Below are 12971 nucleotides of genomic sequence, written 5' to 3'. Positions count from 1 at the left end.
GGCAGTTTTCTTAATCTCATCGTTGATTATATTACAAATCTATAGGCTTGTCCAAAATCGGAGGATCCCTAACAAAATCCATAACATAACCCCAGGATAAAATATAAAAAAACTGAAGTAAAGAGGGGACGAACTTTACTTCAGCTAAAGGTAACCGACTAAATAGTACCCAACAATAAGAACAACTCTTATTTGACTACGATGCATTTTATGCGGTAGAAGAAGGTTTTGTATCCTCTAATGCCTATTATCGCCATTAAACTTTAGTATTGCCGGTTAATGAACTGGCTTTTAGGTTTATGAGGTTACAAACTACCAACCACTTTATGCAAGCAGAAAATACCTTATAGGATATAGTGTTCCTATGTTTTTAGTTCTTGTTATTTTATGCAATAACACTGAGGAATGTCACATCATTTAACGATTCTCCATAATATTCACAAGGTCTTCCATTTCATGAGTTTTTACTCGAGCCATTAAGGCATCCACAGCTTCCTTTGGAGGTTTCCCATTGAATAACACTTCATATAAAGCCTCAGTAATCGGCATTTTCACTTCATATTTTTTGGCTAATTGATAGGCAGCCTTTGTTGTTCTGACACCTTCAACAACCATTCCCATGTTTTGTAAAACTTCATCTAGGTTATGTCCTTTTCCAAGCAAATTACCTGCACGCCAGTTTCTTGAGTGAACACTTGTACAAGTAACGATTAAGTCCCCAATCCCAGTTAGTCCAGAAAATGTTAGAGGATTTCCACCCATTTTGCTGCCTAAACGCGCAATTTCTGCTAAACCACGAGTAATAAGCGCCGCTTTTGCATTATCCCCATAACCAAGTCCGTCTGTTATTCCTGCAGCCAATGCAATAATATTTTTAAGGGCTCCACCAATTTCAACCCCAATAATATCAGGGTTAGTATAGACTCTGAAGTTTTGATTTATAAAAAGATCTTGTATGTATTCAGCCGCTTTCATATTTTTTGAAGAAGATGTTACTGTTGTAATATGCCTTTGACTAACTTCTTCAGCGTGACTTGGTCCAGAAAGGACTACGACATCTTTTAATAGCTCCCCAGGCATTTCCGATTCAATAATTTCGGAAATACGCATTAAAGTATCCGGCTCAATCCCTTTACTTACATGAACAATTGTGACAGGCTTCTTTAAAACTTTTTGCATATCTTTCAATACATCTCTGATTGCTTTCGTTGGTACTGCTAACACAACTGTTCTAACATCCATCAAGCTTTCTTTAAAATTTGAATATCCTTCAATATTAGATGGAAGTTCTACACCTGGTAAATACTTTTCATTCTTTTTCGTAGCATTTATCTCTTGAATTAATTCAGGACGATGGCCCCAAAGTTTGACATGGTGTCCATTATCAGCTAATACAATAGCAAGTGCTGTTCCCCAGCTCCCTGCACCTAATATAGTTATTTGCTCCATAAACTCACGCCCTTTATCTATAAATAAGATGGCTCAATCTAAAGACATAGTGCGTATGTTAACATACAGAACATAATTATATTCACTATGTCAGTTTCTTCATCATTAATTTAAATGTTTATTTTCTTTCTCTGGCAAAGATCTTAATTGGCGTGCCATCAAACTCAAAAGCTGCTCTAATTCTATTTTCTAAAAATCGTTCATATGAAAAGTGCATTAACTCAGGATCATTGACAAAAACAACAAAAGTAGGCGGTTTTACTGCTACTTGCGCAGTATAGAAAATCTTTAGTCGTTTTCCTTTATGTGTAGGTGTTGGATTCATTGCGACAGCATCCATCACTACGTCATTTAACACATTTGTTTGGACACGTCTTGAGTGATTTTCACTAGCTAGAATAATGTGTGGCATTAGGGTATGAATTCTTTTCTTGGTTTTTGCCGATAAGAAAACAATAGGTGCGTAATCTAAAAATTTAAAATGATCACGAATATTTGCCTCAAATTCCTTCATTGTTTTTTCATCTTTTTCAACAGCATCCCATTTATTGACTACAATAACAACTGCCTTACCTGCTTCATGAGCATATCCAGCTATATGTTTATCTTGTTCAATAATGCCTTCTTCTCCATTAATCACAACTAATATAACATCTGAACGATCTATAGCTTTTAATGCACGTAAAACACTATATTTTTCTGTTGTTTCATAAACTTTCCCTTTTTTCCTCATACCAGCTGTATCAATGATTACAAATTCTTGTCCTTCATATTTATAAACTGTATCTATTGCATCTCTGGTCGTTCCTGCTATATCACTAACTATTACTCGATCTTCGCCTAAAATTGCATTAACAAGTGATGATTTCCCGACATTAGGACGTCCGATTAGAGAAAATTTAATGGTTGAATCATCATAATCCTCTGAACCCATGTTTTTGAAATGCTTTGCCACTTCATCTAACAAATCCCCTAACCCTAGACCATGTGAACCTGAGATAGGAAATGGCTCTCCAAAACCTAATGAATAGAAGTCATAGATATTTGCGCGCATTTCTGGATTATCGACTTTATTAACAGCTAGAACAACTGGTTTATTTGAGCGATATAATATCTTTGCAACCTCTTCATCTGCTGCTGTAACGCCTTCTCTTACATTTGTTAAAAATACAATGACATCTGCTTCTTCAATGGCGATTTCAGCTTGATGACGTATTTGAGCTAAGAAAGGTTCATCTCCGACATCTATTCCGCCTGTATCAATAATATTGAATTGGTAATTTAACCATTCTCCGGAACTATAAATTCTATCTCTTGTGACACCAGGGATATCCTCAACGATCGAAATACGTTCACCGACAATTCGGTTAAAAATGGTTGATTTCCCTACATTCGGTCTTCCTACAATTGCAATTACTGGTTTTGCCATACAATACACCTTCCCTGACTATATAAACTCATTTTGCACAAATAAGAGCAACATTATGGTGATGTTCCTTTACTAGAGGATTTGAATTGATTCTTACCGTTTAGCTTGAGACATATATCAATACCAAATAACGTTTAACGAAACTCCATATATGTAGTCATTAGCTTATTTCACGAATAATAAACAACTATCACTTCAATGCAAAAAAATAATCTCTTATAAGAAAAACTTGACTTGTCTGCATGTTCCTAATGGCAAAAGAGTTAGTTTTTCTTATCCTATCATCAAATCCATTAAATTTTATATCGACTGATAGTATAAAAGAAACCCTTCTATTTTAAACAAGAAGGGCTTAACTTTTATATATTATCAAACATTCCTCAATTTAACAACTTAGTGTTTAACGATGACATACATATCATCTCCGATACCATGTGCTATACCGTCTAATATTGCCTCAAGGTTTTTCGCATAAAAATTCATTTCTTCTTTTGTCTTACAAATAAAGATTGCTGTCCCTCCTGCAGCCTTTGTTGCATCTGTTGTTATAATGGCCAATATATATTTTTCCAACTCACTCACTTATACCCCTCCTCGACGATTAGCTTTCGCTTCAGATGGCATTCTAATAGCATTTTCAAGAGTAGGTACTTCTCCTATAACTCTCATAGCTTTATCAACATCACGGTCTTGTGGAAGAACAAACACCCCGAGGCGCCCATCTCCTAAATCCCTTTTGGCCAAAGGAACCAATGAAGGTTCACCAGAATCACGCACGACCCCCAATGCTGTTGAAACATCATGTAGGATTGCTTGACGTTGACCTAGATTGGCAATTGTTGTTCGGGCATTTTCATTTTTGGGTGTTAATACAAATCCCATTCCATATTTTAAAACTGCTTTTTGTTTATCTGGTATTCCAATATTCATAATATAAATATTACCTACATACAAACCTGCACCTTCAAAATGAGGTTCTACAAATTCAATATCTACAAGATCCTTTATTCTACTGCCTGACATTAATTTACGGCATATTAAAAAACAAATAATTCCAACGATTATTGATACATACACATTAATGACCAGATAGGCAAAAGTAGTAAATAATGAAGTGAAAATAACAAGATAGTTTCTACTTTCAAATGCAATGGCTATTCCTTCAATATATGTATTACCTCTTGGCACTAACTCATAATCATCTAACACTGTCAATGTATTTCTCTCCATATTTCTAACATCACGAAATTGTGAAGCGGCAAGAGTTAAAAAAGTAATCGCTGTAAAATCTTCCTCCATAATCGACGGTACAGCAACCGTTCCTAAACCAGCCGCGATAAACCCCAGGGCAACATGAATTATTTTCCCATGTAAATATGTTGGATATTGCCGATAATCGGTTCTTAACATATGCAACCTTGTAAGAACACCGACAATCACGCCGAATAATACTGGAAATGTATATTCATTCATTTTATCCTTGTTTCTCCTTTGCTGGTTTTTGCAACTTTGATATTGTGTTTTCAATAACTAGTATGAGATGTTGTATAACCGACCATAAATAGATCACGAAACAGCCAATTGACAACATATCTAAAAATGCTTCTGTCCCAAACGTTATCACCTCATGAAATTGACTAAGTACGATCCAATAGAGGAATTCTCCTTGGCAAATGGCGATAAAGTACAGAGAAAATTGTTGAACAGTTGTACGGCCTAAATAAATAGCTAATACTCCTATGATCCCGCTAATAATAATGCGAAAATCTATGATAAACCATACTGGATCATAAACTCTAAAAAGCATGATCCCTGCATAAGCAAATGTAATTGTTAAACTAGTTATATAAAAAGAAATCACTTTAAATTTCTTTTCATTCACTGCGAGATAATACCCTAAAAGCAAGAAAAGCAACAATGTCACATTAATAGAATAAGTTGAAACAACTAAAAGCCATTTACTCAACAAAATGGAGACTAAAATAAAGATACTAATTTTCAATCGCTTCTTTTTTTTGTCCATCATAAATGTTGTAACAATCCAGGCCAACCACGCGATCCAATAAAAAATAATTCCTTCCATCTCACTCCTCCTACTATTCCCATTATGGCTAGTTCTCATTAGCTTTAATCGAAAATTAGTAAAAAATAGTAGTCATGAATAGAAGAAAATAAACAAAAAATGAAATATAAACATAAAAGGGGGTAAAATCAATGGGCAAAGACCGACAGGAGAAAAAGTTAAGGGAAAGCAAGCGAGTTGAGTCAGATCGAGATCAATCATTAAATTATCCAGGAGCAACCACATTGGAAGGCCCAGAAGCAGCAAGAAAACGAAATAAATAATTCATAAAGAAATGTATATTAGAGCCAAATTAATTGTATTTAAAAATAAAGAAGAGAACCAATATGGAAAAGGTTCTCCTCTTTCGTCTGTATTATTTTCTGCTATATTTACTGGTATCTATCCCTCTTTCGGTTAACCAATGGTGTGTTTGTCCACTTATAACCAGTGGTGCATGTTGAAGATCCTGAATATTTTTTACACCTAGTGCTGTCATAATGATGGCTAGACCTTCTAACATATACTTAATTTCTTGTACTAAATCTTCATAGCCTTTTTCAATAAAGATTTTCAAAAAATATCCTGCAACACCAACCATTGATGAACCCAATGCTATTGCTTTAGCTACATCAAGAGCATTTTGAATACCGCCTGAACCGATGATCGGTATGTCTTGATTTAAACTACGTACTTCAGCAATAGAAGCCGCTGTTGAAATACCCCATTGATTAAAATAAGAAAGAACCCGTTGCCTGCGAAGGTTTTCTATTTTCGAAAAATTTGTGCCTCCATAACCACCAACATCTATGGCAGAAATTCCAACTTCAAGCAACTTAGATGCCATCTCTCGATTTATCCCATACCCAACTTCTTTTACAATAACTGGTACAGAAATACTTTCTGTTATGTTTTCAATTCTTTTAAGGGCATTTGTAAAATCCCGATCTCCTTCAGGCATGACAAGCTCTTGAACGACATTTAAATGTATTTGTAATGCATTTGCTTCAAGCATGTCTACTGCCGTTTTTGCTTGCTCAACAGTTGCCTCGCTTCCTAGATTTGCAAAGATTATTCCTTTAGGATTAACCTTTCTCATAATTTCATATGAGGGTATCTCACTCTTATCTTTTATAGCAGACATTTGAGAACCAACAGCTACGGCAATTTTCGTCTCACCTGCAGCCTTCGATAGTGCTTCATTGATGATCCTTGTATCGTCACCACCGCCGCCTGTCATCGCATTTATTAAAAGAGGCGAACTTAGAAAAAGTTCGCCAACTTTAGAGGATAAATCGATATCATTAACAGACATGTTTGGTAAGCTTTGATGAACAAAGGTTATATCATCAAGTCCATTCGTAAGTTGTTGTCCAGTAGACAAGGCATGTTGAATATGCTCAATCTTCCTTTGTGCTCTTTTACTCACCTTTATCACCGTTTATTTTAATTTTTTTAATTGATCACCAATCATTTCCCCTAATTGGAAACCGGAAGTTGTATCTTCCTGGGCTTGATATTGGCTAACATCTTCATCTGTAGCCTTAGTTGTTTCTTCAAGCTCACGGATGCTTAATGAAATTCTTTGTTCAGATTCATTTATGTCTAAAACTTTTACTTTAACTTGTTGATTTTCTTCTAATACTTCATGTGGAGTTCCGATATGCTTGTTGGATATTTGTGAAATATGAACAAGCCCTTCGACACCAGGAAGAATTTCAACAAACGCTCCAAAAGAAACTAGACGCTTCACAACACCATCAACAACATCACCAACTTGAACTTTTTCTTTAATGTTAGCCCAAGGTCCAGGTAATGTTTCTTTGATTGATAAAGAAATTCTTTCATTATCACGGTCGACAGCAAGTATCTTAACAGAAACTTTTTGTCCTTCTTGCACTACATCAGATGGTTTATCTATATGCTGATGTGATAGCTGTGATATATGAACCAGTCCGTCTATACCACCGATATCTACAAATGCTCCAAAATCAGTTATGCGTTGGACAGTTCCTTCAATTGTAGATCCGACTTTTATAGAATCTAAAAGCTCAGATTTTTTTTCATTTTGCTCTTTTTCAATAACAGCTCGATGTGATAAAATCACACGATTTTTCTCTTTATCTAATTCTACTACGATAAGAGAGAGAGTTTTACCCATATACTCTGAGAAATCTTCTACAAAGTGTGCTTCCACTAATGATGCCGGAATAAAACCTCTCACGCCCAGGTCAACAACAAGTCCGCCTTTTACGACATCTTTTACCTCAGCATGAAATATTTCTTTCGTTTCATATTTTTTTACTAATTCATCCCATGCTTTTTCTGCATCAATAGCTCTTTTTGATAAAACTAAAGCTTCTTCCTCAACTTTTAAGACTTTTAATTCAAGTTCATCATTTTCGCTTATGACATCAGAAGCTTTTTCAACATGTAGGCTTGAAAGCTCACTGATTGGAATGATACCAGAATGCTTACAATTTTCAATTTCTACAATTACCTGTTTTTCCTCTACCTTTGTCACGATTCCTTTCACGACATCACCAACTTCAGGTGTTTCAACTTGAACACTGTTTAATTCTTCTACCATCTCAATTACCTCCTTGTCAAAACCTGCGCGACTTTTGATTAACTATATGTAAGATTTCATTTTATTAAAAAATATAAGAGTTTTACTTCCCCTAAAATAAAATGAAAAAATCCTTCATTTTAAACTTCTAATAAATGTTACTTTTTGTCAAGCAAGAAGTCTCCGTTTTCTTTTATTTTTGCAATAGGTTGTTTATCTCCTCCATGATGATATTCGTCATTTCTTCTGCGCTAATTTTTTTCCCTCGATACTCTTCCATGTTTATAGGTTTACCATAGACAACCCGAAGTGTACGAAATGATTTATATGGTCCTATTATAGCACATGGAACAACAGCAGCAGTAGAACGAAGTGCAAAGAATCCTGCACCTGGTTGTCCTTTTCCCAACTTTCCGTCTTTACTTCTTGTCCCCTCTGGAAATAAACCTAATACATTTCCATCCTTTAGCACCTTAAGTCCTGCTCGAAGCGCTTCGCGATCTCCTCCACCACGTTTTACAGGAAATGTCCCAAAATTATTTAATAATTGTTTTAATACTGGAACTTTAAAAAGTTCATCTTTTGCCATAAACAATACTTTTCTTGGCGCTGTTACTCCTACTACAGGAGGATCAAAATTACTAATATGATTCGTACATAACAACACCCCGCCATCTTTAGGGAAATGCTCCAATCCCTCAACTTTTATTCGGTATGTTGATTTTAAAATACCTGCAACTACTGACCTTGCAAAAGGATATAATGACACGTTATCAAAGCCTTTCTTCTATATAGTCTTCTATTTTTTTTACGACTTGTTGGATAGACAAAGCAGTGGTGTCAAGTTCTATCGCATCCTCTGCCTTTCTTAGAGGTGCAACCTCTCTTTCCGAATCAAGTTTATCTCGATTAGCAATTTCTTGTTTAAGCAGTTCGAGATCTGAAGCAAATCCCTTTTTCACATTTTCATCATGTCGTCTTTTTGCTCTTTCTTCGACAGAAGCACGTAAAAAGATTTTCAGTTCTGCATCTGGTAATACATGTGTACCAATGTCTCGTCCATCCATTACTACGCCACCTTCTGAAGCCAGCTGGCGTTGTCGCTTTAACATTTCTTCTCTAACCAATGGATGCATGGCAACATAGGATACATTGTTTGTTACTTCGTTTGTACGTATTACACCGGTAACATCCTCACCATTAACCATGACAATTTGTCCATCATCAGAAGGAAAAAGCTCAATTGTTATGCGTGAAAGCACATCGGCAACTTGATTTTCATTTTTTAAGTCCACACCTTCTTGGATTGCTTTATACGTTAGTGCACGATACATTGCACCAGTATCTATGTATATATATGAATAATCCTCTGCAATTATTTTAGCAACTGTACTTTTTCCTGCTGCAGCAGGTCCATCAATTGCAACTGATATTTTTTTCAATTTCATATTTCCTCCAAATAGGTTTTTAGTCTAGTAGTTTTCCCTTGTTCGTATAATGAGAACATATTTGGCTACCTACCTTATAACATTTTAATATTAACAGTTAAATTATGTCTGTTAAATTCTCTTCAAGTACTTTCAATCATTGTAACGTGTCCAAAAACAACAAGAATTAACAAAGCCTTTTATAATAATAGACAAACAAATGAAGCAGGCTAAAAAGACACCTGCATCATGTTATTGACTAAATGTTTCTAGCCATTCAGTTATCGTAATTTTATTAACACCCTCATACTGAACAACACGAGATAGATAAGGTTGAACATTCGTATTTTGAATTAAAAGCTGTGAACAAACTAATGCAATGAATTGTATAACTATTAATTTAATTAATATACGCTCAACTCGTTCCATTACGATTCAACTCCGGTATTTTCTTACTAGTATGGATAAGAATACCGATTTTTATTCTTTTATTAGACCTTTTCTACGTAATTGAATTTGTTGATTAAAACAAAATTGAAGTAAGGTTTGTCTCGTTTCTTCATTAATATTTAAAAATTGGATAGGAGCTTTCACGTATACCTCGTGATCTGCCGGGATAAATCGAATAATCTTCCCTTTTACCTTTATGTACTCCATTTGATCTTTTTGAAAAGGCAGAGCAAACCAAATCAAAATTTCTTGACCTTTTTTTAGGCTTGTCGATTTTGGAAGAAGGAGAGCTGTACCTCCAGCACTTATATCTGATGTAACCGCAGTAAAAGCTTGAAACTCATTCTCTATAGGATGTACCGCAATATCCAAGTTCGTATTAATTCTGACAAACTGCCTTCTTTGTATCCTTACTAACTGATCATCACCAGGATAAGTCAAGGAAATCATTGGAATATCTTCTTTGGAACGACCAGTTACTTCGGTTTGAAATCGATAGACATTATCTTTTAAAACAAATGAAGCGTTCAATTCAGTTCCAATGATTAAAAAAGCTGTACGGCCTGTATCTACATTAATGGGATAATCAATAAAAAGCTTATTACCTTTTCTTTCAACAAGTTTACATCTTAATTTTTCTAATTTTTCACCTTTGGTTTCTAAAGAAATGACATCCCCAATTTTCAGCACATTATCACTCTCTCTAAGTACTCTCTTACTTATTAAAGCATGGACAAATCCGATGTGCAAGAGACAAATCGATATTATATATACCGAAAAATGCGGTCATAAAAAAATTAATGAAATAACTTCTAATTTCGTTTAAATCAAAAAGGATACCCTATTTTCTTGAATGGGTATCCTTTTTGATTACTTAAATTTCCTGGAAAATCGGTTCTGGATTTTTTAACATCTCCACTTTTTCTTCTCTACTATTTTCAGCATTTATAAATATTCGATACGTATCATTTTCAATCGTTCCTAGAAATTCATAACAGAGAACTTCCTCACCAAATTCATTTGGAATGATTGCTAATCGATCTTCTTGAACATCTAGACTTGGATTTAGCATTTTTGAAGCCTCTTCTTTTGAAATCTTAGGACTTGGAATTTCCCTCTGTTTGTGTGCGGCAAGATAGTCTCTCGCTGAAAAACCAATCACCTCACCATTATCTAAAGCTACTTTCATTCGAATGGCATCTGGATAAATTCTTACACCGTCTATAACTGATACAAATGAGAAAACACCAATATTATCATATTGCGCACTTTCGAAAAGATCTAAATCTTTAAAACCATGTTTTTTTAGAAAGTCACTTGCATGTTCTGTAGCCTGATTAAGACTGATTTTTTTATTTTTAATTTCTCTATTTTGAACTAAGTAAATTGGATGTCCACCTTTTTTAGTAATATCCATATTAATATCGACTTTCTGCTCCTTGTCATCCATTGACACACTATAAAAACCAAAATCAGATCCTTCACCGTTTTCGGTTACTTTGATATCAGCTACATCGTTTTCAGCAAATTTCTTTGCTACCGTTGCAGCCTCTTTTTTACTTATTTCCTTACCTTCTAACTTATCAAAACCCGCTTTGGTATTTGTCGATGTTTTTGTTGCCCCAAAATCAGTTTCAGAATAGCCTTTCACATTTTCTTCTACTGTTTTTAAACCGTCAATAATCGTATTGTCTGCCTGTTTCTGGCCTGATGCTAAAGCGAGCTCAACATCCATCCACCTTAAATTATTATTCAATACAAGGTTCTGAACATTACGGAGTTCTTTCTGTATATCTGCTGCTCTTGAATACATGGATTTAAGGGTATCATATTCTTTTGCTGTTAATGGATCTTTTTCAAGGTCACGAACAGCTGCTCGATAACTAAAGTCACTTATTCCTGCTAAAAACTCTTCTGTTTTATTAAAAGGCATTAATGCTAATGGAAGTTGACCAACATCAGATTGTGCTTCTGATGTTATTCTCCAGACATCTGCAAGTGCTGGAGATAAAGACTGTCTTGTATTCATCGCTAGCGTAGCACCAATCTTATCATGTAGCTGATCAACTCGATACGATAAATCATGAAATGCTCGCTGGTAATTGTTTTCTGCTTGAATGAGGACCGCATTCTTCTCTTGATGTTCTTTATATCCCCAATATGCGGAACCGATAACTGCTATTGATAAAACACCTATTAATATTCCACGTATCATAAGTCGTCACCCCTTCTATTTGCAAAAAATGTGTTTCCCTATTTGTTTAATTTGTGGTCTTCCCCAAATCCAAGAACTTGTCGCTGTATTTGGATTGAAATAATAGAGAGCACTTTCAGTAGGATCAAATCCATTTATTGCGTCAAGGACGGCTTTCTTTGCCTGTTCATTTGGTGTTAACCAAATTTGTCCATCAGCAACCGCAGTGAATGCGAGAGGTTCAAAGATTACTCCTGAAACTGTATTAGGGAATGTTGGACTATTTACACGATTAAGAATAACCGCAGCGACAGCGACCTGACCGATATATGGTTCACCTCTTGCTTCTCCATAAACCGCATTTGCCATTAGTTGTATGTCATTTTGAGAAAATCCACCTGGCATGTTAACGGCTGTAGAATCCTTTTGTTGCTGATTGGCTTCATTTTCTTGTTGTGCGGGCTGTTGAGCTTGCTCATTTTGATTGGTTTGCTGTTGTCTTTGTTGCTCTTGTTGTTGTTGCTGATTCTGTTGTTGCTTTTGCTGTTCTTGCTGTTGTTGTTGCTGATTTTGTTGTTGCTTTTGCTGCTCTTGCTGTTGTTGTTGCTGATTTTGTTGTTGCTTTTGCTGTTCTTGCTGTTGTTGTTGCTGATTTTGTTGTTGCTTTTGCTGTTCTTGCTGTTGTTGTTGCTGTTCTTGCTGTTGTTGTTGCTGTTCTTGCTGTTGTTGTTGCTGTTGTTGTTGCTGATTTTGTTGTTGCTTTTGCTGCTCTTGTTGTTTTAGTTGTTGTTGATTATTTGCCTGAGCTTTGTATTGCTTTTCTTGCTCTAATCTTCTTTGCTCTGCAATTTGTCTAGCTTTCTGTATTTCTTGTTCTGTTGGTGCTGATTGAATATCTAATGGGACTCCACCATAGTGAGTAAATTTTCTCCCTTGGTTAATCTGTTTGTAGACAAAATCACGATAGAATTTTGTTGATCTAGCTAACATATCCTTCGTTTTCTGACCAACTAATCCATCAATTTCCTCTAAACCAAACATATCTTGAAAGTTTTTTACCGCCCAATACGTACTCCATCCATAAACTCCATCAATTGGTCCATGATAATACCCGTTATACTGTAATCTTGCTTGTAATTCGATTACATCACTACCCGTTGCACCTCTTTGTATGATTTGTTCTGAAAAAGCATGTGCCGCAGGGATATGTTCTGAAAAAAACTGATATGTGATTGTAGTAAACGTCATGACGACAACCATCATCATTATGCGCATGTTTTTCATGTTGCTGCCTCCTCAAGTAGATGTAGTTGCTTAAATGTATTTTTTGTAGTCTTTGGTATTTTATTCATCTAAAAACGATTAACCATTTTCAAAGATCATAGGAAATA

The 12971-nt window shown here is 35.3% G+C and carries 14 protein-coding genes; 1 reads left to right on the top strand and 13 read right to left on the bottom strand.

Annotation, left to right across the window (positions count from 1 at the left end; translation table 11 throughout):
- Window positions 1–417: 417 nt before the first annotated feature.
- The 5 genes from AC4GZ8_RS00325 to AC4GZ8_RS00305 form a co-directional block, all read right to left on the bottom strand.
- Complete coding sequence (locus tag AC4GZ8_RS00325; protein ID WP_491079814.1) at window positions 418–1449, bottom strand: NAD(P)H-dependent glycerol-3-phosphate dehydrogenase; 1032 nt, start codon at window positions 1447–1449, stop codon at window positions 418–420.
- Between the two features lie 118 nt (window positions 1450–1567).
- Window positions 1568–2878, bottom strand: coding sequence for a ribosome biogenesis GTPase Der (gene der, locus AC4GZ8_RS00320; protein ID WP_491079813.1), 1311 nt, complete (start codon window positions 2876–2878; stop codon window positions 1568–1570).
- A 393-nt stretch (window positions 2879–3271) separates the two neighbouring features.
- Window positions 3272–3460 (bottom strand): capping complex subunit for YIEGIA, encoded by a 189-nt coding sequence (locus AC4GZ8_RS00315; protein WP_491079812.1) that lies wholly within the window; start codon window positions 3458–3460, stop codon window positions 3272–3274.
- Complete coding sequence (locus AC4GZ8_RS00310) at window positions 3461–4351, bottom strand: YIEGIA family protein (protein ID WP_491079811.1); 891 nt, start codon at window positions 4349–4351, stop codon at window positions 3461–3463. It abuts the gene before it with no gap.
- Window position 4352: 1 nt separating this feature from the next.
- The gene (locus tag AC4GZ8_RS00305) at window positions 4353–4961 is read right to left on the bottom strand and encodes a YphA family membrane protein (protein WP_491079810.1); all 609 of its coding nucleotides are present in this window, start codon (window positions 4959–4961) and stop codon (window positions 4353–4355) included.
- Between the two features lie 131 nt (window positions 4962–5092).
- Between AC4GZ8_RS00305 and AC4GZ8_RS00300 the strand changes: the two genes are divergently transcribed.
- Window positions 5093–5224, top strand: a complete 132-nt coding sequence (locus AC4GZ8_RS00300; protein ID WP_078432765.1) for a YpzI family protein — start codon at window positions 5093–5095, stop codon at window positions 5222–5224.
- Window positions 5225–5316: 92 nt separating this feature from the next.
- On the opposite strand, the gene fni is transcribed toward AC4GZ8_RS00300, so the two are convergent.
- From fni to sleB, 8 genes are all read right to left on the bottom strand, one after another.
- Window positions 5317–6378, bottom strand: a complete 1062-nt coding sequence (gene fni, locus AC4GZ8_RS00295; protein WP_491079809.1) for a type 2 isopentenyl-diphosphate Delta-isomerase — start codon at window positions 6376–6378, stop codon at window positions 5317–5319.
- Window positions 6379–6381: 3 nt separating this feature from the next.
- Entirely contained in the window at window positions 6382–7530 is a 1149-nt protein-coding gene (gene rpsA / locus AC4GZ8_RS00290) for a 30S ribosomal protein S1 (RefSeq protein ID WP_491079808.1), read from the bottom strand.
- 172 nt (window positions 7531–7702) lie between these two features.
- A complete protein-coding gene (locus tag AC4GZ8_RS00285; RefSeq protein ID WP_491079807.1) occupies window positions 7703–8278 on the bottom strand; it encodes a lysophospholipid acyltransferase family protein in 576 nt (191 codons plus the stop codon).
- A 4-nt stretch (window positions 8279–8282) separates the two neighbouring features.
- A complete protein-coding gene (cmk, locus tag AC4GZ8_RS00280; RefSeq protein ID WP_491079806.1) occupies window positions 8283–8951 on the bottom strand; it encodes a (d)CMP kinase in 669 nt (222 codons plus the stop codon).
- A gap of 237 nt (window positions 8952–9188) precedes the next feature.
- The gene (locus tag AC4GZ8_RS00275) at window positions 9189–9365 is read right to left on the bottom strand and encodes a YpfB family protein (RefSeq protein ID WP_491079805.1); all 177 of its coding nucleotides are present in this window, start codon (window positions 9363–9365) and stop codon (window positions 9189–9191) included.
- Window positions 9366–9416: 51 nt separating this feature from the next.
- Window positions 9417–10076: a flagellar brake protein gene (locus AC4GZ8_RS00270; protein ID WP_491079804.1), complete on the bottom strand. Its 660-nt coding sequence runs from the start codon at window positions 10074–10076 to the stop codon at window positions 9417–9419.
- Window positions 10077–10260: 184 nt separating this feature from the next.
- On the bottom strand, window positions 10261–11601 hold the full coding sequence (gene ypeB, locus AC4GZ8_RS00265; RefSeq protein ID WP_491079803.1) for a germination protein YpeB: 1341 nt from the start codon (window positions 11599–11601) through the stop codon (window positions 10261–10263).
- A gap of 15 nt (window positions 11602–11616) precedes the next feature.
- Window positions 11617–12828, bottom strand: coding sequence for a spore cortex-lytic enzyme (gene sleB / locus AC4GZ8_RS00260; protein ID WP_491080388.1), 1212 nt, complete (start codon window positions 12826–12828; stop codon window positions 11617–11619).
- Between the last annotated feature and the right edge of the window lie 143 nt (window positions 12829–12971).

The sequence above is a fragment of the Metabacillus sp. RB-C-LZQ-3-1 genome, from assembly GCF_058315175.1.
Note: the sequence above shows the minus strand (reverse complement) of the source record. Positions and strands in the feature narration are given on the sequence as shown.

Coding starts and splice junctions, on each gene's coding strand:
- AC4GZ8_RS00325 (WP_491079814.1), bottom strand. CDS start 1,449: ATGGAGCAAATAACTATATTAGGTGCAGGGAGCTGGGGAACAGCACTT.
- der (WP_491079813.1), bottom strand. CDS start 2,878: ATGGCAAAACCAGTAATTGCAATTGTAGGAAGACCGAATGTAGGGAAA.
- AC4GZ8_RS00310 (WP_491079811.1), bottom strand. CDS start 4,351: ATGAATGAATATACATTTCCAGTATTATTCGGCGTGATTGTCGGTGTT.
- AC4GZ8_RS00305 (WP_491079810.1), bottom strand. CDS start 4,961: ATGGAAGGAATTATTTTTTATTGGATCGCGTGGTTGGCCTGGATTGTT.
- AC4GZ8_RS00300 (WP_078432765.1), top strand. CDS start 5,093: ATGGGCAAAGACCGACAGGAGAAAAAGTTAAGGGAAAGCAAGCGAGTT.
- rpsA (WP_491079808.1), bottom strand. CDS start 7,530: ATGGTAGAAGAATTAAACAGTGTTCAAGTTGAAACACCTGAAGTTGGT.
- AC4GZ8_RS00275 (WP_491079805.1), bottom strand. CDS start 9,365: ATGGAACGAGTTGAGCGTATATTAATTAAATTAATAGTTATACAATTC.
- ypeB (WP_491079803.1), bottom strand. CDS start 11,601: ATGATACGTGGAATATTAATAGGTGTTTTATCAATAGCAGTTATCGGT.
- sleB (WP_491080388.1), bottom strand. CDS start 12,828: ATGACGTTTACTACAATCACATATCAGTTTTTTTCAGAACATATCCCT.